The following is a 23,245-nucleotide window of genomic DNA, read 5'->3' on the forward strand; positions in this document are numbered from 1 at the left end:
GCGGTCGTCGAGTGTTGATCACGTAGGTCAGCTGAGGTTCCTCCCGCTCGGTGGCCGCTGTCCTGCGGCGCCGTCGTGACCTCGACACTTTCCCCGCTTTATGACGATCATGGAACGGAGTCCGCGCACTTCCGTGACGTCCTGGGCCGGTGAAGCGGCCCAGCCCCGGGAGGGTCCAACGGTCACGGGGACTGTCATCCCGCCGCGCGGCTTCCGCCATGGTGGCCCGGCAGCGTGTAGGAGACGCGAACGGTGACGGTGGGAGGAGGCGGTCATGTACCTGTGGTGGTACACGGACTGGAACAACGGCGTGGCATATCCGCCGCAATCCGGGAGAGCCGGCCGTCGGAGCCCCGATCAACAGCCCGGGACATCGCTGATCCGGCCGGGCCGCTGAGCCGGGACCAGCGACTGCTGGCGGCGGTGGCCGATGCCCTTTTCTGTGACGCCGCGGTGACGGGCGGCCGGATCGACCTCGATGTGCAGAACGGCGTGGTGTCCGGGGTTCCGGCACTGACCCAGGGGATGGTGGACGATGGCAGCCAAACGATCATGACGACTCCGGAGCACAGCCACCGGGTGGCCGTCGTCGGCGGGTCAGGTGGGGGTGGCGCAGCGGGTGATCGCCGTGCACCCGGACCACGACGCCGCCCCGCGGACCGTACGCGCGCTCACCGACGCCGGATTTCCCACCGGATCCGTGGGGGAACGCCGGCCGAGGGCGGCGAAGTCGCGGTCGCTCCCGTCGACCTCGTACCCCATGAGCCGGGCGAACCGGCGGTCCAGCCGCCGATGGCGCCGCGCGTAGGCGACCATGCATCTCGCTCCTTCCTCGGGGGACAGCGGCCGTGCCGTGGCGTCCTGCCGGCCAGTCGGCTCGGAGGCCGAACCCCGGGGCCACCGTCAGCGGGGACCGTTACCCCTCAAGCGGCGTGGTCATGGTCGGCGGGGCCTCCCGGCGAAACCTCTTTCCCCTGCTCGCCGATCAGGCGCAGGGCGCTGAGCGCGGACGCCTCATCGGGGTGACTGGGAAAGACGGAGTCGAGGCGCATCGTGTGCAGCACGGTGCGGATGAACCGGGACGGCGCGACGAGTCCGAGTGATCCGCCCCGGTGTCTGACCTCCTGACGGGCGCGGACCAGCAGACCGAGACCCGCTGAGTCGATCAGATGCACGGCGTGCAGGTCGAGGACGATGTGCCGGCTCGTCCTGGCCGCGGTCATGAGGGCGTCCTGCAGGGTCTCGGCGAAGCCGGCGTCGATGTCGACCAGGGGGGTGACGACCACGGCGTCCAGGTCCCGGTGAACCAGGACGGCGTAGGCCGGTCCGTGGGCCGGTGCGGGCGACTCGCGGACGGGAGGAACCGGCTCCGTGGCCTCATCGGCGCACCGGGGGCAGTTGTGGGGTCCGCCCGCGAAGGGCGAACCCGTCCATCCGGCGTGGGCGACCAGCGGCCAGACCACGTCGCTGTCGGTGGTGGCCGCCGGCGTGTTGTCGTGGTCGCCGCATCGGTCGCAGATCAGGACCGCGGTTCCGGCGGTGCGGGGTACGACGGTCATCGGAGGTTACCTGTTTCGTTGTGGCCCCTGTTCGGGCGCCGCGGGTCCGCGGTGAGGGCAACGACGATCATGCTGAGGCCGGCGAGACTCACCTGGAGCGCCAGTTCGACGGGGCTCACCCGGGAGTCGTCCACGCCGGCGAGGCGGGCGACGACGGTGCCGAGCACGGCGGCGCCCACGCCGACGGCCACGGGCAGCCAGAACGGCACGCTGCGGCAGGCGGGCACGAACCGACCGGCCGAGGCGCCGAGAACGAGGCCGATCAGGACGGCGGAGAGCAGACTCGTCGCGGTCACCGCCACACCTCCCGGACTGCCGTGACCGCATCCGGCCGGTGTCGGTCGCTCAGCGACGAACGCCGGACGGTGTGGATGTCACTGCCGTTCACCACGCCTCCAGGCGAGAGATTGCGTTTATGTCGAACAGACTGCCGGGCGCATGCGGCAGTAGTTCCCCGGCTTCGTGACAGTTGAATGACGGTCATGACGGCGGGCTGTGCTGTCACGTCGGCCGCCGGACGGATCGTGAGGTCACCGAGGACCGGACCGGGGACCGCAGCGGTCACCGTCGTCCGGGCGGCGCAGCGATCGCAGCCGGGCGGACAACGCCTTGACGGCGAACGGCTTCCCCACGCGGAACATGGCCCAGGACCGGCTGCGCGGATTGACCGACGCCGAACCGGGCGTCTCGAACTCGTCCGCGGAGCCGGACCCGGCCGGCCGGAATGACAGCCGCGGCCGTCGTCGCCGCGCCACGACGGCAGCGGTGTTGTCACGCAACCGTCACAGACCCGCCGAACCGTCTCCATGTCGGTCCGCGACCCTGAGTTCGGCGAAGCGCGCCGGGCGTGACGCCGAGACCGAGAACGTCTCGGGCCGGGCCGGGCCGGCGTGGTGAGGACCAGACATGACAGTCGATGCGGTGGCGGCAGACGCGGGCGTGCATCTGATCTGTGACGGATGTGGACGCGTCGCCGCCGCCAGCGGGTGCGGGCTGCATGACGCGCACGTGGTCTACGTCGCCGTCGGTGAGATCGGCTGGACCGGTCCGGCCTTCGCCCGGGGTCCGCACCGGTGTCCCGGGTGCGAGACGCGCGGCCCCGGCCACGGGCGCCGCCGCCGGCAGCGCCGAACCAACCCGACGGGGCGGGTGTCATGGCAGTTGACCAGGGCGGTGTGCCTGGTCCGGGCCGTCGGTGACCTGGACGTCGAGATCGTCGGGGATCTCCGGGCGGCGCTGGACACGGCTCTGACGGAGCATGCCGTCGTGATCGTGGACCTGACCCGGGCCGCCTCGATCGACCCCATCGCGACGGGCGCCGTCCTGCGGGCGCGGCAGTCGGCCCGCCGGTTCGGCACCGACCTGCTGCTGGTGGCGTCGTCCGCGATGCGGCAGGTGGTCTCGCACAGCATGCGCCTGGCCGCGACGATACCCACCTTCGACACCGTCCCACAGGCCATGTCCGCGGCGCGCGCCTTGCCGGCGCTCCCGATCCGCGGGCGGGTTCAGGGCGAGCCGGTCCACTGATGCGTGGGCCGGCGGCGCGGATATGCACTCCACGGCGCCCGCTGTGGCTGGCCTGGCGATTGTTCGCGAGTCACCCGGCCGGGCACCCGATCGTGCCGGCGCGTCCGAGAAGCCGCCTCCCGAGGCGGTGACACCGCACCAGCCCCGTCACCGTGGCAGCGCGGGCAGCGGCTTCTTGTCGTGTTCCGCGGCCGCCCACGAGCGCACATCGTGCGCGACCAGCACCTTTCGACCCTCGAAGAGGCCATAGGACGACGCCGGGCCCAGGCTGAACCGCTCGCGGAAGCGGTCGAAGGCGAACAGGTCGATCGTTCCGGCGACAGTCACCAGGTCGTGCGGGTGCATCGCCGTCAAGCTCCCGCCGAGCACCAGCAGACCGTCGTCGGGCAGATCGACGTCGTGCACGACGAAGGACGAGGCCGTCAGAACCCGGACCACGACCGCGGTGAGGGTCAGCCGGTCTCCCACGTCGCTCGCCTCGATGGTGTTCATGATGGTGGTGGCTTGCGTGGGGCGGGGCTCGGGGTCATCGCCGTCGGACGGGCTGCATCCACCGGACAGCAGGCAGCACGCCAGCAGAAGTGAGCCGATTGCGGCGCGGTGTGCGAGCCGATCCATGTCACCACCACCTCGAGATGCGCCGAAAAGCACCCTTCCAGACTTACCGCGTCCGGGTCCGTTCAACCGCGGCGGCGCCGATTCGTTGCGTCATCGTCACGGACGGACGTGCCTCACGGCTGGAGCCGCGACCGTTGCCGTACGTACCAGCTGATGGAGGGGAGTCCGGCCGTCCCGAGAGGTCACGAGGCTGATCCGTCCCGCGGCCACCGCCCGGTCAGAGCGTGACGCACTCGCTGGAACTCGGCGCGCAGGAGCTCGTTGTCGTCGGTGTCGAAGTCCTGGTGGGCGGCGGTGTCGACGAGCCGCTCGAGCTGGCCGGCGACTGCCGCGTGCTGCGCCGGGCCGGCGGCCGACCAGGCGACCTCGCGGAGCAGGGTGGCCAGCCGGGACAGCACGACCGGGTCCGTGGTGCCGTAGCGGCGTGGTTGAGCCACCGCCAGCTCCAGCAGCTCGGCGAAGCCGGGCCTGCGCAGGATCAGCCGGACGTGACCGTCGTCGTCACACAGCAGACGCGAGCCGAGGTCACGACCGGCCAGCTCACACATCAGCACCGCGACGTGGCCCAGGCCGTGTACGGCGGTGGTGGGGTCGTTGACGCCGGGGGACAGCGCCTTGACCACGACGTCGACGAGCTGGCGGAGCCCGAACGCGACGTCCTGGGCGGCGGTGCGTTCAAAACCGGTCCGCACGGCACGGTGGACGCAGGTGGCCAGGGCCGCCCGGCTCGATTCGGGCAGCACGCTGCTTCCGTCCACGGGCCAGGCCCGGGCGATGGGCGTACCCGCCACCAGGGAGTCCCCGGGCAACCGGTCGACCAGCACGACCGCCTGGTTGTCCACGGCCGCCGCGAGCAGCGCCCGCTCGTCGACGGCGTTCAGGAAGCCGGATCCGCCGGCGCAGAGCAGTTCGGCGTGCTCCGGCGCGGTGGGAGGCGCCGCGGTGGCGGTCGTCGCGGCCCTGGTGTCGTCGTCCAGGACCCGGCGGATCGTCGCGTCGGTCTCGGCATGGACCTGGCGCATGATCCACTCCACCCGGATCTGCCGGGACAGGTGGGCGAGGAACACGACGAGCGTGAGCACGCTGACCAGGGCCAGGAAGAAGGCCACGGTGACCGAGATCTGCGGCACGAACGCTGTCTGCTCCGACAGCGAGGCGCGCACGGTACGCAGAACCGTCAGGGCATAGGTGAAGGTGGCGAGCAGGAGTCCCAGGCTGACGTGGACCACGCGATCACGGTTGAAGGTCCGTAGCAGGCGCGGGGAGAACTGGCTGCTGGCCAGCTGCAGGGTGACCACGGTGAGGGAGAAGGTCAACGAGGTGACCGTGATCAGGGAGCCCGCCACCGCCGACAGCACCGTCCGGGCCGCCTCCGGGCCGCCGCTGAACAGGTAGGCCGTGACCGAGTCGGGCAGGTTGTCGTCGAGGCGGGCGTCGAGGCGGGGCAGCGCCACCCCGAGCGCGACCGCGACCGCGATGCACAACGACGGTACGGGCCACAGCTGCGTGCGCCATGCGTCGCCGAGCACACTCCAGCGCTGACGATTCACCACTGTCCTTCCCCGGGGCTCCCGATGACCGGGCGTCGTGCGACCGCGGCCAGCGCGGCGACGGCCCGCGCATCGGTGTCGTCCACGACGCATTGACGACCTGCTGCCATCAGCCGACGGACCAGATTGGCGCCCATGCGGCCGAGCCCGACCATGCCCAGCTGCATTGTGTCGTCCTGTCGCTCGAGGCGCGTGAGGGAGTCGTCTCACCGTGCCCGCGGCGCCGGTCACAAAACCGGTGGCCGGGTAAACGTCACAGCTCTGTCATCTGCCTCGTGTCCCGTGGCCAATTTCGTGCATGTGTGCACCTTTATGGGCGGGGCATCAGGGGGCGGAAGCATGACAGTCGTGTGACAGTCGCCGCCGTCGTCATGGCACAGTGGGCCGATGGACGGCGTCGTGAAGCACCAGCACCGGTCCGCCGCCGAGGAAGAGGTCGTCGGGGCGCTGCTGGCCACCAGCCGCGTGTTCGTCGGCCTGGCGGCGCGCTCCCTGGGCGTCGTCGGCGAGGATGTCACGCTGGCCCAGTACCGCACGCTGGTCGTGCTCGTCTCCCGCGGGCCGCAGCGGGTCGTCGACCTGGCCCAGGAGCTCGCGGTCACGTCGTCGACGGCGACCCGGATGTGCAACCGCCTGGTCCGCAAGGGGCTGGTCGCGAGGCGCGAACGCGCCGACGACCGCCGGGCCGTCTGGGTGACCCTCACCGCGGCCGGACGTGACCTCGTGGGTGACGTGATGCGCCATCGCCGCACGGAGATCGCCGCCCTGGTCAGCGATCTGGCGTTGACCCGGCCCGTGGCGTTCGCCTCGGTCCTGCACGCCCTGGTCGAGGCCGCCGGTGAGGTGCCGGATGCGCAGTGGTGGAGGCAGTGGTCGGCGTCGGTGCCGGACGAGGAAGAGCCACCCTCGTCCCAAAATTAGGTGCACAAGTGAACCATTCCACGGTGGCGCCCGTACCCCTGGCCGAACGTACGTCCAGCCGCCGGGCGTGCGCTTGTGGAGGTGGAGATGAACCGTCCGTCGCTGGCCGTACGCGCAGCCTCTTTGCTGGTCGCCGTTTGCGCCGCGGGGGCCGTGGCGCCGTCGCCCGCCGTCGCGGCTCCCGCCGTGCCGACTCAGCTCAACGCCGCCGATGTGACCCTGCTCAACGGCGTGCGCCAGGCCGGTCTGTGGGAGATTCCCGCGGGTCAGATGGCCGCCCAGCGCGGCAGCCGGGCGGTCGTCCGCAAGGTCGGCACGATGATCGCGGAGCAGCACGTGCAACTGGACCAGCTGGTCGTGGACGCCGCGAACAAACTCGGCACCACCATTCCCTCCACCCCCACCGCCGACCAGGCGGGCTGGGTCCAAGAAATGCAGCAGAACAGCGGGGCCCGCTTCGACGAGATCTTCGTGGCCCGGCTTCGGGCGGCACACGGCAAGATCTTCCCGGTCATCGGCGCGGTGCGCGCCGGGACGCGTAATCCGGTCATCCGGAAGCTGGCCGACGACGCGAACATCTTCGTCATGCAGCACATGCAGATGCTCGAGAGCACCGGCCTGGTGCGCTACGGCGAGCTGGCGCCGGCCGCCCTGCCGCCCGCACAGGACACCTCCCAGGTCGCGCTGGCTCAGGCGAACCTCGGCATCCAGCCGGCGATGGACCAGAAACTGCTGTGGGTGGTGCTCGTGGTGATGCTCGGGGTGGCGGCCGCCGCGGCCCGCCGGGTCTTCCGGCGGGGCGCGCCGCGATGATCGTCTCCTGACCCCGCGCGGCCGGGGACTGACGACTGTCGCGCGATCAGCCGTCGCCGTCGCCGTCGTGGCGGGTGCGCCGGAGCCGTTGCCGGAAGCCGCCCGGGGTGTCGCCGACCTCCCGGCGGAAGAAGCGGCAGAAGTACGCCGCGTCGGCGAAGCCGAGCTGGCCGGCCACCTGGGTGACCGACAGCGTGGTGCCGGCCAGCAGCCGCTTGGCCTCCAGCGCGCGGGCCTGCCGGATGACGTGGCCGGGGGAGGCGCCCAGGGCCTGGCGCACCATGTCGTTGAGGTAGCCGGCGGACACCCCGAGCCGGGTCGCGTAGGCCGGCACGCTGGAGCCGAGCAGTTCCCGGTCGTCGATCAGCTTCTGGAACCGCTTGGCCAGGGCGACGGCCGGTTCGGCGCGCCGGCCGGCCGGCGCCTGGTGGTGCAGCCGGCCCGTCTCGACGATCAGGATGTGCAGGTACGCCTGCAGGACGCCGCGGAAGCCGGGCGCGCGCCGCCGGTGTTCGCGTTCCATGCTGGCGACCAGGCCCTGGATCCGGCCGGACTCCTCGGCGGTCAGCTGCCGCCCCGGCGCCCCGCCGAGCCGGTACAGCGCGTCGCGGTCGCCCGGATGGGTCAGCAGGAAGTCGTCGGTGAAGAGCACGACGTGGCCCTCCAGGCGCGCCGACTGTCGCCAGTAGTGGGTCTGTCCCGGCGCGATGACGCACACCTGGGGCGGGTGCAGTTCCCGCTCGTCCAGGTCGACCACGTGGGCGCCGGCGCCGCCGGTGACGTGCACGAACTCGTAGAACGTGTGGCGGTGCGGGAACGGCGCGCGGGACAGCGGGCCGATCCGATCGAACGAGCCGATGGCGAACGGCAACGTCGCCGGCTCGGGCACCTCCAGGTTGTGCCGGGGTAGGCCCGCCGGTGCGGGATGGTCCACCGATGTCATGTCATGCCTCCCGGGACGGGCGGGGAGCCGGTACGCCCGGCTCCCCGCCCCGTTCACGGTGGTTACAGGTTGCCGTTGATGGCGGTGACCAGTTCGCCGTTGCTGGTGTCGCCGGAGAACTCCCAGAAGAACGCGCCGCCCAGACCCTGCTGCTTGGCGTAGGTCATCTTGCCGGCGATGGTGCTCGGGGTGTCGTAGCTCCACCAGTTGCTGCCGCACTTGGCGTAGGCGGTGCCGGCCACGGTGCCCGTGACGGGGCAGCTGTTCTTGAGGACCTTGTAGTCCTCGATGCCGGCCTCGTAGGTGCCCGGCGCCGCGCCGGTCGCCGTGCCGCCCGGTGCGGTCTGGGTGACGCCGGTCCAGCCGCGGCCGTACAGGCCGATGCCGAGCAGGATCTTCGCGGCGGGGATGCCCTTGCTCTTCAGCTTCTGGATCGCCGCGTCGGACCAGAAGCCCTGCTGCGGGATGCCGGGGTACGAGGTCAGCGGCGAGTGCGGGGCGGTCGGGCCCTGCGCGGCCCAGGCGCCGAAGAAGTCGTAGGTCATCGGGAAGACCTTGTCCAGCTTCTGCGCGGCGGTGGCGTAGTCGGTGGCGTCGATCTTGCCGCCGGTGCTGCCGTCCGCGGTGATCGCCGCCGTGATCAGGTTGCTGGGACCGAATCGGGCCCGCAGCGCGGTGATCACCTTGTTGAAGGCGTCCGGGCCGCTCGTGTCACAGGTCAGCCCGCAGGCGTTGGGGTACTCCCAGTCGATGTCGATGCCGTCGAAGACGTCGGCCCAGCGCGGGTCCTCGACCAGGTTGTAGCAGGACTCGGCGAACGCCGCGGGGTTCTGTGCGGCCTGGGTGAAGCCGCCGGACCAGGTCCAGCCGCCCATCGAGTAGATCACCTTGAGGTGCGGGTACTTCTTCTTCAGCTTGCGGAGCTGGTTGAACGATCCGCGCAGCGGCTGGTCCCAGGTGTCGGCGACGCCGTCGACGGACTGGTCGGCGGTGTAGGCCTTCTCGTAGTCGGCGTAGGAGTCGCCGATCGAGCAGCGGCCGTTGGCGGTGTTGCCGAACGCGTACAGGATGTGCGAGATCTTGGCCGCCGACCCGGACGTGTCGATGTTCTTGACGTGGTAGTTGCGGCCGTAGACGCCCCATTCGGCGAAGTAGCCCACCACCCATTTGTCGCCGGTGGGCGGGGGAGTGCCGGGCGGGGTCGAGGGTGTCGTCGGCGGGGTGGACGGTGGGGTGGACGGTGGGGTGGACGGCTCGGTGCCGCCGTCGCATTCCCCCTTGTCGGCCCAGACGCCCCACTGCCCGGCGGCCGTCGGCACGTCGCCCTGGGTCCACCATTTCGCGGAGTAGTTGTGCCCCTGGTAGGAGGCGGTCTGCCCGCCCGTGTACACCGTGGCCGCACTCCACGGCGACGCACAGGGCACTGCCGCTGAGGCGGTGGAGACGGACAGCAGCGTGGCTGCCCCTCCGACCACCATCACGGCGCCCGCCCACAGGACGCGACGCATGCCAATTCTCATGTCAACTCCGATCTGTTCCGGCTGGGTCTATCCCGCCGGCGAGAAGCCCTCGTCGGACAACACACGCTGGGCCAGCGCCGAGTGTGTGAAGGCCACGAAGGCGTCCGCGGCGGTGCGGTTGTCGTCCTGGCCGAGCCGTACGACGGTGTACTGGTCGGCGTGCTGGACGGCCGCGGGAAAGTCGATGGCGGGCAGGTCCGCCCGGGCGGCGACGATGTCGGTGCGGTGGACCAGGGCCGCGTCGGCCGTGCCGGCCCGTACCGCGGCCACCGCGGCGGGCCCGTCCGCCGCGGTCACGGCCGGGTGCACGTCCACCAGGGAGCGGGCCGCGTCTCCGCACCGGGTCCGTGCGGCGCAGACCGCGACCCGGACACCGGTACGGCGCAGGTCCGCGACGCTGTGCACCGGCCCGTCCCGGCGGGCCACGGCGATGACGAGCGGGTTGCGGGCGATCACCGAGGGCCTGCCCCCGGAGGCGCTGACCACCCGCGCGGTCGCGGCTGCGTCGCCGGAGATCAGGACGTCGACCGCGGCGCCGGCCACGATGTGCTGGGCGTGCCGGGCGCTCGGCCCGAACTCGACGAGCACGTCGGTGCCGGGATAGGCGGCCTCGAACTTCTCGACGAGGATGCCGAACGCCGTGCGTACCTGTTCGTCGGCGTGCACGACCAGCGCGCCCTCGGGCTCGGCGGACCGGGCCGGGTCGGCCGGCCCGGCCCGGCCGGCATCGTGCTGGTGCCGGTGGGCCGCGGCGGCCGGGGACGCCGTCGCCGGTTGCGGGGACGACACCGGTGCGCCGCCCCCGGCGGGTGGACCCGCGGTACAACCGGCTGCGGCGAGGACCGCCACGGCGCCGATGAGGCCGATCCGCCGGCGCACGGTCAGCAGACGCCCTTGTCCTGCCAGACACCCCACTGGCCGGCCGCGCCGGGTTCCTCGCCCTGCGTCCACCAGCGAGCGTTCCAGTTGTGCCCGCCGTGTGACACGGCGGCGCCGCTGGTGTAGACCGCCGACGCGCTCCACGCGGCGGCGCAGGCGCCGGCGGGCGGTGGCGTCGTGGGCTGGGTCGGTGGCGTGGTGGGTGTGGTCGGCGGGGTGGTGGCGCCGCCGCCGACGTTCACGTCGATGCAGGCGTAGAAGGCGTTCGCCGTGTCGTAGATGTTCCACACGCTGAGGACTTTGTGCCGCCCGGCGGGCAGGTTGGTCAGGGTGTGCGACACGGTGGACGGCGGCTGCGACGCGTTGCCGCTGATCGTCTGGTGCAGCTGGCCGTCGACGTAGTACTGCCAGTTGAGGGTGCGATGGGCGGCGGTGTTGCGCCACGTGAACGACGCCGTGCTGCCGATGCTGGTCACCCGCCAGCCCGCGCTGTCGTCGTCCAGGGCGGTGTACCCGCTGCCGCCGCTGCAGGTCCGGGCGCCCTTGGGCGCCTCGACGCTCTGCGGCTCGTACTGCACGCCGCCGCAGTTGGCGACCGCGCCGGTGGCGCACTGGTCCTGCCGGCTGGGCGGGTTCGTGACCCAACCGTGCGCGCTGGCCGGGGTGGCCGCCATGACCACCGACGCCAGCGGCGCCACCAGGACGGCGGCCCCGAGCGCGGCCGCTCTCTTCGTGAGATCCATCGTGCTCCTTCGGATTTTCGTGGCTCGACTCATCCACTGCGATCCATGAGAATGGTTAATAGTTAACTTTGTCAACAGTAAGTTTTCCGGGGATTCCCGGGGGCGTGAAAGACACCAGGCTTGCGTTGCGGAGTCCATCGTCGGCGCCCGGCGGCGTTCGTAACGTCGGTGCGATCCGAGCGAAGGAGAGCCGACATGGCCGCCCCGATCGAGAACCACGACCCGTCCGCCGAGGCCCGGACCGAGCCGTCCGGCATCAGCCGCAAGAACCTGCTCAAGGCCGCGGCCCTCGCGGTCCCGGCGCCGTTGCTGCTGGGCGGGGCCGCCCGGGCGTTCGGCGGTACGCCCTCGGGCCCGCCGCTCGCGCCGACCCCGTTCTGCGACGACGGCGACGACCCCACGCCCTCGCAGATGGAGGGTCCCTACTTCAAGCCGTCCTCGCCCGAGCGCCGGTCGTTGCTCGAACCCGGCCTGGCCGGCGTCCGCCTCACGGTCACCGGCTACGTCTTCGGCCTCGCCTGCCAGCCCTTGGCGAACGTGCTGCTGGACTTCTGGCAGGCCGATGCCGACGGCGCGTACGACAACACCGGGTTCCGGCTGCGGGGACACCAGTTCACCGGCGCGCAGGGCGCCTTCACGCTGACCACGATCGTGCCCGGTCTGTATCCCGGGCGTACCCGGCACATCCACGTCAAGGCGCAGGCGCCGAACCGTCCGGTGCTGACCACGCAGTTGTACTTTCCGAATGAGCCCCGCAACAACACCGACACGTTGTTCGACCCGCGCCTGCTGATGACGGTCCGCGCGGCCGGCGGGGCCCAGGAGGCCTCGTTCGACTTCGTCCTCGACGTCGCGCCGGCGCCCGGTACGCCGCCCACCAGCGGGCCGGCCAGCCCGCCGCCGCAGCCCGGCGGCAGCTGGGCGCCGGGGGTCTCCTACGCCGCCGGGACCCAGGTCACCTACGCCGGCTCGGCCTATCGCTGCCTGCAGGCGCACACCGCGCAGGCCGGCTGGGAGCCGCCGGCCGTGCCGGCGCTGTGGCGCCGCGGGTGATCCGCCGGCCCGCCAGGCCATCGACCATCTGCTATTGACCAGCGTCGCCGGCGCGCCTATGGTTCGCCACATCACAGATAACGGCAGTTAACTGCCAGGTTTCATTTCGGTACGCCTCCACCGAAGGAGATCCCCATGCACCGACGACCGGCCGCCGTTCTGACGGCCCTGCTGAGCGCCGCCGTGGCCGCGGCCCTCGCTGTCACCGTGCCCGCCGACGCGGGCACCACCGGCGCCGGGCCGGACGTCACGCCGGCCGGCGTCGCGCCCGCGATGTTCGCCGCGCTGCAGCGCGACCTGCGCCTCACCCCGGCGCAGGCCACCGAACGCCTGGCCACCGACCAGCGGGCCGGCCGGATCGAGCAGGTGCTGCGCAGGACTCTGGGGACCCGGTACGCGGGCACGTGGGTCTCCACCCGGGGGACCGCCGTCACGGTCGGCGTCAACGACGACGCCGCCGTGGCGGCGGTGCGGGCCCTGGGCGCGGAGCCCGTCCGGGTACGGCGCACCGAGGCGCAACTGACCGCCGCGGCCGAGCGCCTCAACCGGGCGCCGGCCCCGGCCGAGGTGGCGGGCTGGTACGTCGACGTGGTCACCAACTCCGTCGTGGTCCTCGCCCGCCCCGACGGCCTCGCCGCCGCCCGCACCTTCGCCACCCGCGCCGGCGCCGACCCCGCCGCGGTCCGGGTGCGGGCCAGCACCGAGGACCCGCGCCCGTACCAGGACGTGATCGGCGGCAATGCCTACTACATCGGCAGTGGCACCCGCTGCTCGGTCGGCTTCTCGGTCACCGGCGGCTTCGTCACCGCCGGGCACTGCGGCCGGGCGGGAGCCCGGACGAGCCAGCCCGCCGGAACCTTCCAGGGCTCCACCTTCCCGGGACGCGACTACGCCTGGGTGCGGGTGGACGCGGGCAACACGCCGCGCGCCCTGGTGAACAACTACAGCGGCGGCACCGTCGCGGTGGCCGGCTCCACCGAGGCCCCCGTCGGCGCCGCGGTCTGCCGCTCCGGCTCCACGACGGGCTGGCACTGCGGCACCGTCCAGCAGAAGAACGCCTCGGTCACCTACGCCGAGGGCACCGTCTCCGGGCTGACCCGCACCGACGCCTGCGCCGAGCCCGGCGACTCGGGCGGCTCGTGGCTGGCCGGCAGCCAGGCGCAGGGCGTGACCTCCGGCGGCTCCGGCAACTGCACCTCCGGCGGCGTCATGTACTTCCAGCCGGTCAACCCCATCCTGGCCGCGTACGGCCTGACGCTGCTGACCTCCGGCGGCCCCGGCCCGCAGCCCACCGCCACCACCACGGCCCCGCCCGGACCGGGCGGCACCACCTGGCAGGCGGGCACCGGCTACGCCGCCGGGGCGCAGGTTTCCTACGCCGGCGTGACCTACCGCTGCCTGCAGGCGCACACCGCGATGACCGGCTGGGAACCGCCCAACGTCCCCGCGCTGTGGCAGCGCGTCTGACCCCCCGATCCCAACCCCTGTAAGGAGATTCGGTGAGAAGCAGATCCGTACTGGCTGCGCTGGTGGTCATCACCACCGGAGCCGCCACGGTAGCGCTGGGCCTCGACACGAGCGCCGGCGCCGCCGAGCAACCGCGGACGCCGACCCCGGCGACCACCGCGGCCGGCGTACCCACCCCCACCGCCCTGGCCGCCGCCGACCGGGCCGCCACGAGCGGCTTCGACGCCCTGGCCAAGGGCCCGAACGACGCGTTCCTGCGGCGCAGCGCGGTCAGCGGCCTGCGGGGCCTGCAGTACATCACCTACGACCGCACCTACCGCGGCGTGCCGGTCGTCGGCGGCGACGCCACCGTCGTGGTCGACTCGTCCGGCCACGTGCGCGACACCCTCGCCGCCGCGCACGGCCGGGTCCACCTTTCCTCGCTGCAGCCGCGGCTGTCCGCGGCCCGAGCCGGCGCCACCGCCCGGGCCCAACTCGACTCCGTGTCCACCGCCACCGACCCGCAGCTCGTGGTGTACGCGCTGACCGCCCGGCCCCGGCTGGCCTACGAGAGCCAGCTCCTGGGCACCCGCGACGGCGCGCCGAGCAGCCTGCACGTGTGGGTCGACGCGCTGACCGGCAAGGTGCTGTCCACCCGGGACGACGTGGTCTCCGAGGCCGCCCGCGGCTACCTCAACGGCTCCGTCCAGATCGACACCAACGGCGGCCTGCTCCAGGACCCGCAGCGCGCGGGCCTGTCCTGTGCCAACAACAGCACCAAGCAGACCTACCGCAACGGCGGCACCGGCACCGGCACCGACCTGCAGACGGCCTGCGTCGACGCGTACTACAGCGTCCAGCAGGAATGGAACATGCTCCAGTCGTGGCTGGGCCGGCGCGGCATCGACGGCAACGGCCGCGGCTTCCCGCTCTACGTCGGCCTCAACGACGTGAACGCCTACTGGGACGGGCGGTCGGGCACCTTCGGCCACAACCGGGCCAACTCCGCCCAGGCGGTCAGCATGGACGTGGTCGGCCACGAGATGGGCCACGCCATCGACCAGTTCACCGGCGCGGGCACCGCGAGCGAGGCCGGGCTCGGCGAGGCCACCGGCGACATCTTCGGCGCGCTGACCGAGGCGTACGCCAACAACCCCAGCGACCCGGCGGACTACACCGTCGGCGAGAAGATCAACCTGGTCGGCAACGGCCCGATCCGGTACATGGACAACCCCGGTACCAACGGCGACCCGAGCTGCTACTCGTCGTCCATCCCGAGCACCGAGGTGCACGCGGCGGCGGGACCCACCAACCACTGGTTCTACCTGCTCGCCGAGGGCAGCCGGCCGGCCAACGGCAACCCGGCCAGCCCGACCTGTGACGGCAGCACCGTGACGGGCGTCGGCATCCAGAAGGCCGGCCAGATCTTCATGGCCGCGATGAGCATGAAGACCTCCGGCTGGAGCGCACCGCGGTACCGCGGCGCCACCGTCCGGGCCGCGGTCAACCTGTTCGGCGCCAACTCGCAGGAGTGCGCCAGCACCAAGGCGGCGTGGAGCGCGGTCAGCATCGGCACCCAGTCCGGCGAGCCGGCGTGCGGCACCCCGGGCCCGTCGAACGACTTCTCGCTGTCCGTCAGCCCGTCGTCCGGCACCCTCCAGCAGGGCACCGCGGTGACCACCACGGTGGCGACCCAGGTCAGCAGCGGCAACGCGCAGCAGGTCACGCTGGCCGCGTCCGGCCTGCCCGCCGGCGTCACGGCGACCTTCAGCCCGGCGACCGTCACGGCCGGCCAGACGGCCACGCTGACCCTGCGGGCCTCCGCGACCGCGACCGTCGGCAGCAAGGCCGTCACGGTGACCGGCTCGGCCGCCTCCGGCAGCCACACCGCGACCTACACGGTCACGGTCACCACCGATGAGCCGCCCACGGGCGACGACTTCTCGGTGTCGGTGGCACCGGCGTCCGGCACGGTGGCACCCGGCAGCTCGGGCACCGCCTCGGTCGCCACGGCCACCACCTCCGGCAGCGCCCAGCCGGTGAGCCTGTCGGTGACCGGCGCACCGACCGGCGTCACCGCCTCGGTCAGCCCTTCGTCGGTCACCTCCGGTGGCTCCGCCACCCTCACCGTCTCGGTCTCCTCCAACGCCGCCGCGGGCACCTACCCGCTGACGGTGACGGGGAGCGGCACGCGCGGCACGCACACGGCGACCTACACCCTGACCGTCTCCGGCGGAACGCCGCCGCAGGGTTGCGGTGGCGTGGCGGCGTGGAGTGCCAGCCGGGGCTACCTGCCCGGTGACAAGGTCTCGTACAACGGTCACCTGTGGAACTCCACCTGGTACTCGACCGGTGCCGAGCCCGGTGCGCCCGGGTCGTGGGCGGTCTGGAGCGACGCCGGACCCTGCTGATCCCCCTCCGGCGCGACGGAGCGGGCCCGGCGCCCCCGGGCCCGCTCCGCCTACCCCCTAGGAGAAACCGTGCGACACCGCAGGACCCTCACCGCGGTCGCGGCCACCCTGGCTCTCGCCGTACCGGTCATCGCGGCGACCTCCGCGTCCGCCACCTCGACCCCGACCGTCCCCACCCTGACCACCGCTCCCGAGATCAGCGTCACCGACGTGAAGGCGCACCTCGCGCAGCTGCAGGCGATCGCCAACGGCAACGGCGGCAACCGGTACGCGGGCGCCGGCGGCTACACCGCCTCGGTGAGCTACGTCGAGCAGAAGCTGCGCACCGCCGGCTACACCGTGACCCGGCAGCCGTGCCCGAGCTGCACGGCCCAGTCGCCCAACCTGATCGCCGAGTGGCCCGGCGGCGACGCCGACCAGGTCCTCATGCTCGGCGCCCACCTCGACAGCGTCCGGGCCGGACCGGGCATCAACGACAACGGCTCCGGCTCGGCCGGCGTCCTGCAGGTCGCGCTGACCCTCGCGCGGCAGCACCCGGCCATGACCCGGCGGGTGCGCTTCGCCTGGTGGGCCGACGAGGAGCAGGGCCTGCGCGGCTCCGACTACTACGTCGGCCGGCTCTCCGCCGCCGAGCGCGCGCGGATCACGGGGTACCTGAACTTCGACATGATCGCCTCGCGCAACGCCGGCTACTTCGTCAACAACATCAACACGCCGCTGGCCGCGTCGCTGAAGAGCTACTACGACGCGATCGGGGTCCCCACCGAGGAGAACGTCGAAGGGGTCAACCGCTCCGACGACGCGTCCTTCCGCAACGCCGGCATCGCCAGCAGCGGGGTGGCCGCGGGCGCCAGCGCCCGCAAGACGGCCGCGCAGGCGCAGAAGTGGGGCGGGACCGCCAACGCGTCGTACGACTCCTGCTATCACAGCGCCTGCGACACCACCGCCAACATCGCCGACGTGCCGCTCGGTCGCGCGGTGAACGCCATGGCCACCGCCGTGTGGAGCCAGGCGGTCGGCGACGGCCCGCCGCCCGCCGGGGACGGCTTCTCGCTGTCGGTGTCGCCGTCGTCGGCGACCGTCGAGCCGGGCGGCTCGGCCACCGCCGCGGTGTCGACCGTGACGACCTCGGGCAGCGCGCAGCCCGTACGGCTGTCGGTGTCCGGTGCGCCGGCCGGGGTCAGTGCGACGGTCAGCCCGTCGCCGGTGACCTCCGGCGGCTCGGCGACGCTGTCGGTGGCGGTGTCGGCCTCCGCGACGGCCGGTACGTACGCGTTGACCGTCACCGGCACCGGCACCTCCGCCACGCAGACCGCCCGGTTCACCGTGACTGTTCCCGGCGGGACTCCGCCGGGCGGCTGCGGGGGTGTGAGCGCCTGGAGCGCGACGCAGGCGTACGCGCCCGGTGACCGGGCCGCGCACCTGGGCCGGTTGTGGAACTCGACGTGGTACTCCACCGGCGCGGAACCGGGGGCGCCCGGTTCCTGGGCGGTCTGGAGCGACGCCGGCCCCTGCTGATCCGGCCCGGCTCAGTCGGCCGCGACGGCCGGCCGGCTGGGCTCCCCGGAGAGCCGCTCCACATCGGCCAGCCCCTGCTGCAACAGCGCGACGGCCTCGGCCGCCCGGCCCTGAGCCTCGAGGTTGTCGGCGAGCGACAGGACGACGGCGGCGAGGTGCCGTCGTGGACCGGTACGGCGGTAGCCGTCGGCCGCGTCCCGCAGGTGACGTTCGGCGGCGGGCAGGTCGCCGTCGTCCGTGGCCAGCGCGGCCAGCACCCGGTCGGCCGCGGGCACCCGCGCGCCGGCCGGCCCGCCGGGGGCCAGGTCGGCCAGCAGCTGGCGGGCCTCCGCCCGGCGACCGAGCGCCCGGTACACCTCGGCGAGCTCGACCGCGCTGTCGATCACCAGGCCGGCCCGGCCGGCGGCGACGAAGCTGGCGTGGGCGTCCGCCAGGTCGCGCAGCGCGGCGGCGAGGTCGCCGCTCGTGCGCCGGGCCCGGCCGCGGATGACCCGGCAGCCGGCCAGCGGCACCGCCAGCGCGGCCTGCCGGCGTGCCTGCCGGGCCTGCAGCAACGCGACCTCGGCGGCCCTGGTGTCGCCGCGGGCCAGCAGGGTCCGGCACACCTTGAGGTGCAGATCGGCGACCGTGGCGGCGTCCCGCGGGCCGGCCAGGGCCAGGGCCGCCGCGGCCGCGTCGGCCGCCTCCGCGTCGTCGTCGAGGTCGTGGTGGCACAGGGCCAGGTGCGCGTGCAGCCCCAGCAGCGCGTCGGGGTCGGGCAGCCCGGCCTCGGTCAGCTCGGTCAGCGCCTGCCGCAACAGGTACGCGCCGTACCGGGGATCGCCCTGGTGCCGGCGGCATTCGGCGTGCCCGATGACCGGACCCACCCGCAGGTGCGCCGGCGCGCCGGCCGACAGCCGCGCCGCCTCGTCGAACTCCCGGACGGCCCGCTCGGGCTCGCCGCGTTCCAGGGCCAGCCGGCCGAGCCCGAGGTGGCACTGCGCGGCGTGCAGGGTGTCGCCCGCGCGGCCGGTCTCCGCGGACAGGCGCCGGTACGCCGCCTCGGCCGCGGCGGGATCCGGGCCGGCCGCCGCCTCGGCCAGCGCCAGCTCCAGATCGATGCGCAGGTCGTGGGCCGGCGCCCGGCCGGTGAGCAGCTCCTGCCGGCTGGTGCCCAGCCGCTCGGCGAAGTGGGCCAGCGCGTCGGTGGACGGCATCCGCCGGCCGGCCTCGACGGACGAGACGTACGCGCCGGTGTATCGCGGCGCGGCCAGCTCCCGCTGGGTGAGCCCGCGGGCCGTGCGCAGCTGCTGGATGCGCCGGCCCACCGCCTCGGCGGCGCCGGGCTCGGGCCCGGTGCGGTCGCCGCTCACCGGATCTTCTCCGCCGCGTGCAGGCCCCGCCGCAGGACCACCACCGCGTCGGCCTCGCGGCCGGCCTCCAGCAGGACGTCGCCGAGCATCCGGCAGGTCCGGACCAGCTCCGCCATCAGGCCCGTCTGCTCGTAGCGGGCGGCCGCCCGGGTCAGCAGCCGTTCGCCCGCGGCCGGGTCGCCCCGGCCCACCGCGACCAGGCCCAGCAGCCGGTCCGCCTCGGCCATGCACTCGGCGTGGTGGACGTCGTGGGAGATCCGGCCGGCCTCGGTGGCCAGCCGGGCCGCCTGGTCCAGGTCGCCCTGCCGGCGGCACACCTCCGCCAGCTCCAGCGTCGCCCCGGCGTGGTCCTGCGTCGCGCCGACCGCCCGCAGGATCTCGGCCGCGGCGGAGAGCTCCCGCGCCGCCTCCGGCAGCCGGTCCACCCGGCGCAGCACGTATCCGTGCGCCCAGTGGCACAGGCCGACCTCGCGGGTCAGCCCCAGCTCGCGATAGATCCGGCCGGCCTCGGTGAACATCCGTTCCGCCTCGGGCAGCTCCGCCGGGCTCCGCCGCAGCTGGCCCGCCGTCGTGTAGAAGTGGGCCAGCCACTCCGGGACGGTGGCCTGGGGGAGCAGGGCCTGCGCGTCGGCCTCCAGCCGGCGGGCCCGCTCGCGCCAGTCCAGCTCGACGAAGATGTAGAGCAGGGACGCCGACAGGCGTAACCGCCCGTCCGCGTGGGCGGGCAGCTCGGCCGGGGCCCGCAGCTCCTCCTGCAGTACGGCCAGGGCGGTGGACAGGTCGCCGCGAGCGAACCGGCAGTACGCCCACCGGGCCACCGCAGCCGTGCGCGGTGTCGATGGTGGTTCGTCGCGGACGCGGCCGAACTGCTCCTCGGCCCCGCGCAGGTCGCCACTCTGCAGGCGGGCCTCACCCAGCCAGTAGCCGGCCCAGCCGGCCGGTTCGGTGAGGGCGTACCGGGACGCGTCGGCCCGTACCCGGCGGAACTCGTCCTCGGCATAGCCGATCTTGCCCTCGGACAGCAGGCGCCGGGCCCGCTGGAGCGCGTCGTTCAGGTCGGCGGCGGCGCCGGGCGGCCGGCCGTACCGCAGGTCGTCCGGGTCCACCCCCAGGCGCTGGGCGACGTGGGTGAGCATCGGTTCGCTGGGGTTGCGGGTGCCGGCCTCCACCGCCGCGAGCAGGGTCCGGCTGTAGTGCGGCTGGGCGAGCTCGCGCTGGGTCAGGCCGTGCGCCCGGCGTAGGCGACGGATGCGGGGACCCACCCCGGCCGGCTCGCCGTTCTCCCGCAACGCCTCGAGCGGCTTCGTCGTCACGCCACCTCCCCGCTCCACCCTAATCCTCACCGATTTCGGGCGGCCGGTCCCGGGCGCGCGACGCCGCCGGGTGCCTTGCTACTCTCCCAGCAACTCCGGTTAACTACGGTGTGTCTAGGGGTGGGTATGAGTCACGACGCCGGCGCGGACGTCCTCTGCCGGCATTGCCGCCGAGCGCTGTGGCACGAGGACCTGTGGGGGTGGCTGCACCTGGACAACAGCTACCTGTGCCGCCACCCGGACACCGGCGAGATCCTGTTCACGCCGGCCGAACCGGCGGCCGGCAGTCCCCAGCGCAACCAGCCCTCCGGAAAGGACGGTGTCGACTCATGAAGGTCGGCATTCCGAGCGAAGTGAAGAACAACGAGTTCCGGGTCGCGATCACTCCTGCGGGGGTGTTCGAGCTGGACCGGGCCGGGCATGAGGTGTTCGTGCAGGCTGGTGCGGGTGCCGGTTCGTCGATCACCGACGCTGATTATGTTGCGGCGGGGGCCACGATCCTTGACGGTGCGGACCAGGTGTGGGCGACCGGGGATCTGATCTTGAAGGTTAAGGAGCCGATCGCGCAGGAGTACGGCCGGATGCGGGAGGGGCAGGTGTTGTTCACCTACCTGCATCTGGCGGCGTCCAAGGAGTGCACCGACGCGTTGCTGGATCGTAAGGTCACCGGGATCGCCTATGAGACCGTGGAGCTGGCGGATCGTTCGCTGCCGTTGTTGGCGCCGATGTCGGAGGTTGCTGGGCGGTTGGCCCCGCAGGTCGGTTCGTATCACTTGATGCGTTCTGGTGGTGGCCGTGGGGTGCTGATGGGTGGGGTGCCGGGGGTGTACGCGGCCAAGGTTGTGGTGATCGGGGCCGGGGTGTCGGGGATGAACGCGGCGGCGATCGCGTTGGGTATGCAGGCCGAGGTGTTGGTGTTGGACAAGAACATCGCTCGGCTGCGGGCGGCGGATGCCGACTATCGGGGTCATTTGCAGACGATCGCGTCGAATGCGTATGAGATTGAGAAGGCGGTCATCGACGCGGATCTGGTGATCGGTGCGGTGTTGGTGCCGGGGGCGAAGGCGCCGAATCTGATCTCGAACGAGTTGGTGTCGCGGATGAAGCCGGGCAGTGTGTTGGTCGACATCGCGATCGATCAGGGTGGGTGTTTCGAGGATTCGCGGCCGACCACGCATGCTGATCCGGTGTATCGGGTGCATGAGTCGATGTTCTACTGCGTGGCGAACATGCCGGGTGCGGTGCCGCATACCAGTACGTATGCGTTGACCAATGTGACGTTGCCGTATGCGTTGGAGTTGGCCAACCGGGGTTGGCGGGATGCGGTCCAGGCTGATCCGGCGTTGGCGTTGGGGTTGAACACCCACGCGGGGCATGTCACTTACGGTCCGGTCGCCGAGGCCCACGGTATGCAGGCGCTGTCGCTGGCCGAGGTGCTCAGCTGAGCCTGAGCCGGGCCTACACCGCAGCCGCGGCAGCCCAGTGGATCCGATCGCCGCCGGCGGCCTTGGCCGCGTACATGGCGTGATCGGCGCCGGCGAGGGTGTCGCTCAGGGCGCCGGCCGGTCCCGACGCGACGCCGATGCTGGCGGTGACGGTCAGGCCGAGCGCGCGCACCCGGCGGACCATGCGTTCGGCCACCTCGGCGGCGGCCCGGTCGTCGACGGCGTCGAGCAACACGCAGAACTCGTCGCCGCCGATCCGGGCCAGCACGTCGCCGGCCCGCGTCTCCGCGGCCAGGGCGGCCGCGATCGCCGTGAGCGCCCGGTCGCCGGCCGCGTGGCCCTGGCCGTCGTTGAGGGCCTTGAACCTGTCCAGGTCGACGACCAGGACCGCCGTGTGCTCGACGCCGGCCGCCCCGCCGGCCCGGCGCACCAGTTCCCGGTCGTAGGCCCGCCGGTTGGGCACCCCGGTCAGCGCGTCGGTGTCCGCCGAGCGGGCCACGAGCTCGTGTTCCACCCGCAGCTGCTGCAACGAGCGCATCGTCCGGACGGCGTGCAGGGTCTGCAGCCGCTGACGCCACAGCGCGGCGGCCAGGCAGTCGCCGTAGCGCAGCGCCACCCGCAGGTCCGCCGGGCCGTCCGCGCTCAGCAGGATGGCGTGGGTGTGGGTCAGGGCCGCCACGTTGTACCACTCGATGTCGGCCGGCAGCTCGGCCAGGACCTGTTCCACCAGCGCCACGGCCTCCGCCCGGCGCCCGCTGCGGGCCAGGGCGACGGCCAGGAAGGGCACGCTGAACCGCCACCAGTCGAGGTACCGGCCGGCCCGCAGCGGCTCCGCATGCCGGCGGATCAGCTCGGCCGCGGCGGCGGGGTCGTCGCCGTCGGCCTGGGCGCAGCCGACGTACAGACCGGCCACGTCGCGCCAGTAGGGGCTGTCGGTGGGGGCGAGCTGACCGGCCAGCAACCCGTGGGACAGGGCCACCGCGCTGTGCTCCTCGGCCTCGGCCAGCCGGCCGACCCGGTACAGCTCCAGCGCCCAGGCCAGGTGCAGCTCGGCCAGGTTGACCTGGAAGGTGACCAGGGCGGACCCGGCCGGCGCGAGCTGGGTCATCAGCTCGTACGCGGTGGTGTAGTGCGGATCGGCCAGCTCGTACAGCCGCAGGGTGTAGTAGCCGATCGCGATCACGTTGTGCGCGCTGGAGACCACCATCGGATCGGCGGAGTCGGCGGCGGCGGCCTCCGCCTCGGTCAGGTCCCGCAACACCCCGTCGACGTCGTGCTCGCCCAGGTCGCTGTCGCCGAGCACGATCCGCAGCATCGCCCGCAGCGCCAGCGCGTTGGCCCGCCAGCCGGGGCTCTGCTCCCGGTCCGCGGCGGCCACCATGAGGGTGCAGGCCGCCAGCGCCTCCCGGTGCGCTCCGGCCGCGCGGAACGCCACGGTACGGACGTAGTGCAGCCCGGCCGGCCCGTCCTCGACGCTGCCGGACAGCCCGATCATTCGCGCCTCGACGGTGCGGCGCACGTCCTCCGGGTCACCCTCGTGCGCTGCCGCGACCAGGCGCATGACCTCGGCGTTGTCCAGCATGCCGTCCCGATCGGCGGGGAATCGCCCGACTTGAGCGGCCGGGCGTGCACCG

Annotated in this window: 22 protein-coding genes; 9 read left to right on the forward strand and 13 right to left on the reverse strand. The window is 73.0% G+C overall.

Annotated elements, in window-relative coordinates; genetic code table 11:
- Positions 1–597: 597 nt before the first annotated feature.
- From Ani05nite_RS03725 to Ani05nite_RS03735, 3 genes are all read right to left on the reverse strand, one after another.
- A complete protein-coding gene (locus Ani05nite_RS03725) occupies positions 598–816 on the reverse strand; it encodes a hypothetical protein (protein WP_203764709.1) in 219 nt (72 codons plus the stop codon).
- 107 nt (positions 817–923) lie between these two features.
- Positions 924–1,559, reverse strand: a complete 636-nt coding sequence (locus tag Ani05nite_RS03730; RefSeq protein ID WP_203764712.1) for an STAS domain-containing protein — start codon at positions 1,557–1,559, stop codon at positions 924–926.
- Positions 1,556–1,855: a GlsB/YeaQ/YmgE family stress response membrane protein gene (locus tag Ani05nite_RS03735; protein ID WP_203764715.1), complete on the reverse strand. Its 300-nt coding sequence runs from the start codon at positions 1,853–1,855 to the stop codon at positions 1,556–1,558. The genes Ani05nite_RS03730 and Ani05nite_RS03735 overlap by 4 nt, the downstream gene beginning before the upstream one ends.
- A 610-nt stretch (positions 1,856–2,465) precedes the next feature.
- Here Ani05nite_RS03735 and Ani05nite_RS03740 point away from each other — a divergent pair.
- The gene (locus tag Ani05nite_RS03740; RefSeq protein ID WP_203764717.1) at positions 2,466–3,086 is read left to right on the forward strand and encodes an STAS domain-containing protein; all 621 of its coding nucleotides are present in this window, start codon (positions 2,466–2,468) and stop codon (positions 3,084–3,086) included.
- A gap of 147 nt (positions 3,087–3,233) precedes the next feature.
- Here Ani05nite_RS03740 and Ani05nite_RS03745 read toward each other — a convergent pair whose 3' ends face one another.
- From Ani05nite_RS03745 to Ani05nite_RS03755, 3 genes are all read right to left on the reverse strand, one after another.
- On the reverse strand, positions 3,234–3,704 hold the full coding sequence (locus Ani05nite_RS03745; RefSeq protein WP_203764719.1) for a hypothetical protein: 471 nt from the start codon (positions 3,702–3,704) through the stop codon (positions 3,234–3,236).
- Positions 3,705–3,886: 182 nt separating this feature from the next.
- Entirely contained in the window at positions 3,887–5,254 is a 1,368-nt protein-coding gene (locus tag Ani05nite_RS03750) for a DUF2254 domain-containing protein (protein ID WP_203764721.1), read from the reverse strand.
- Positions 5,251–5,421: an NAD(P)-binding domain-containing protein gene (locus tag Ani05nite_RS03755; protein WP_203764722.1), complete on the reverse strand. Its 171-nt coding sequence runs from the start codon at positions 5,419–5,421 to the stop codon at positions 5,251–5,253. Before Ani05nite_RS03755 ends, Ani05nite_RS03750 begins: the two co-directional genes overlap by 4 nt.
- 220 nt (positions 5,422–5,641) lie before the next feature.
- Here Ani05nite_RS03755 and Ani05nite_RS03760 point away from each other — a divergent pair, with 220 nt between their 5' ends.
- Both Ani05nite_RS03760 and Ani05nite_RS03765 read left to right on the forward strand, forming a co-directional pair.
- Positions 5,642–6,175, forward strand: a complete 534-nt coding sequence (locus Ani05nite_RS03760) for a MarR family winged helix-turn-helix transcriptional regulator (RefSeq protein WP_203764731.1) — start codon at positions 5,642–5,644, stop codon at positions 6,173–6,175.
- An 87-nt stretch (positions 6,176–6,262) separates the two neighbouring features.
- The gene (locus Ani05nite_RS03765) at positions 6,263–6,988 is read left to right on the forward strand and encodes a DUF4142 domain-containing protein (protein WP_203764734.1); all 726 of its coding nucleotides are present in this window, start codon (positions 6,263–6,265) and stop codon (positions 6,986–6,988) included.
- Positions 6,989–7,034: 46 nt separating this feature from the next.
- Here the strand turns inward: Ani05nite_RS03765 and Ani05nite_RS03770 are convergent, their stop codons facing one another.
- The 4 genes from Ani05nite_RS03770 to Ani05nite_RS03785 form a co-directional block, all read right to left on the reverse strand.
- Positions 7,035–7,931: a helix-turn-helix domain-containing protein gene (locus Ani05nite_RS03770; protein ID WP_203764737.1), complete on the reverse strand. Its 897-nt coding sequence runs from the start codon at positions 7,929–7,931 to the stop codon at positions 7,035–7,037.
- 62 nt (positions 7,932–7,993) lie between these two features.
- Positions 7,994–9,451, reverse strand: a complete 1,458-nt coding sequence (locus Ani05nite_RS03775) for a glycosyl hydrolase family 18 protein (protein WP_203764739.1) — start codon at positions 9,449–9,451, stop codon at positions 7,994–7,996.
- A gap of 27 nt (positions 9,452–9,478) precedes the next feature.
- On the reverse strand, positions 9,479–10,240 hold the full coding sequence (locus Ani05nite_RS03780; RefSeq protein ID WP_203764744.1) for a molybdate ABC transporter substrate-binding protein: 762 nt from the start codon (positions 10,238–10,240) through the stop codon (positions 9,479–9,481).
- A gap of 92 nt (positions 10,241–10,332) precedes the next feature.
- The gene (locus Ani05nite_RS03785) at positions 10,333–11,073 is read right to left on the reverse strand and encodes a lytic polysaccharide monooxygenase (protein WP_239129225.1); all 741 of its coding nucleotides are present in this window, start codon (positions 11,071–11,073) and stop codon (positions 10,333–10,335) included.
- Between the two features lie 195 nt (positions 11,074–11,268).
- Here Ani05nite_RS03785 and Ani05nite_RS03790 point away from each other — a divergent pair, with 195 nt between their 5' ends.
- From Ani05nite_RS03790 to Ani05nite_RS03805, 4 genes are all read left to right on the forward strand, one after another.
- On the forward strand, positions 11,269–12,126 hold the full coding sequence (locus Ani05nite_RS03790) for a carbohydrate-binding protein (protein WP_203764765.1): 858 nt from the start codon (positions 11,269–11,271) through the stop codon (positions 12,124–12,126).
- A gap of 135 nt (positions 12,127–12,261) precedes the next feature.
- Positions 12,262–13,593 carry a carbohydrate-binding protein gene (locus tag Ani05nite_RS03795; RefSeq protein WP_203764768.1) on the forward strand — a complete coding sequence of 444 codons (1,332 nt, stop codon included), beginning with the start codon at positions 12,262–12,264 and terminating at the stop codon, positions 13,591–13,593.
- Positions 13,594–13,625: 32 nt separating this feature from the next.
- On the forward strand, positions 13,626–15,983 hold the full coding sequence (locus Ani05nite_RS03800) for a M4 family metallopeptidase (protein ID WP_203764785.1): 2,358 nt from the start codon (positions 13,626–13,628) through the stop codon (positions 15,981–15,983).
- 69 nt (positions 15,984–16,052) lie between these two features.
- Complete coding sequence (locus tag Ani05nite_RS03805) at positions 16,053–17,501, forward strand: M28 family peptidase (protein WP_203764787.1); 1,449 nt, start codon at positions 16,053–16,055, stop codon at positions 17,499–17,501.
- A gap of 11 nt (positions 17,502–17,512) precedes the next feature.
- Here the strand turns inward: Ani05nite_RS03805 and Ani05nite_RS03810 are convergent, their stop codons facing one another.
- Both Ani05nite_RS03810 and Ani05nite_RS03815 read right to left on the reverse strand, forming a co-directional pair.
- Positions 17,513–18,853: a helix-turn-helix transcriptional regulator gene (locus Ani05nite_RS03810; RefSeq protein WP_203764791.1), complete on the reverse strand. Its 1,341-nt coding sequence runs from the start codon at positions 18,851–18,853 to the stop codon at positions 17,513–17,515.
- Positions 18,850–20,166 (reverse strand): helix-turn-helix domain-containing protein, encoded by a 1,317-nt coding sequence (locus tag Ani05nite_RS03815; protein WP_203764794.1) that lies wholly within the window; start codon positions 20,164–20,166, stop codon positions 18,850–18,852. The genes Ani05nite_RS03810 and Ani05nite_RS03815 overlap by 4 nt, the downstream gene beginning before the upstream one ends.
- Before the next feature lie 126 nt (positions 20,167–20,292).
- On the opposite strand from Ani05nite_RS03815, the gene Ani05nite_RS03820 reads away from it, so the two are divergent.
- Both Ani05nite_RS03820 and ald read left to right on the forward strand, forming a co-directional pair.
- Positions 20,293–20,499, forward strand: coding sequence for a hypothetical protein (locus Ani05nite_RS03820; RefSeq protein WP_203764796.1), 207 nt, complete (start codon positions 20,293–20,295; stop codon positions 20,497–20,499).
- Positions 20,496–21,611 carry an alanine dehydrogenase gene (ald, locus tag Ani05nite_RS03825; RefSeq protein ID WP_203764799.1) on the forward strand — a complete coding sequence of 372 codons (1,116 nt, stop codon included), beginning with the start codon at positions 20,496–20,498 and terminating at the stop codon, positions 21,609–21,611. The genes Ani05nite_RS03820 and ald overlap by 4 nt, the downstream gene beginning before the upstream one ends.
- Positions 21,612–21,624: 13 nt before the next feature.
- Here ald and Ani05nite_RS03830 read toward each other — a convergent pair whose 3' ends face one another.
- Positions 21,625–23,193, reverse strand: a complete 1,569-nt coding sequence (locus tag Ani05nite_RS03830; RefSeq protein WP_203764802.1) for a GGDEF domain-containing protein — start codon at positions 23,191–23,193, stop codon at positions 21,625–21,627.
- Positions 23,194–23,245 lie beyond the last annotated feature (52 nt).

Source organism: Actinoplanes nipponensis (assembly GCF_016862275.1).
Classification (GTDB): Bacteria; Actinomycetota; Actinomycetes; order Mycobacteriales; family Micromonosporaceae; genus Actinoplanes; species Actinoplanes nipponensis.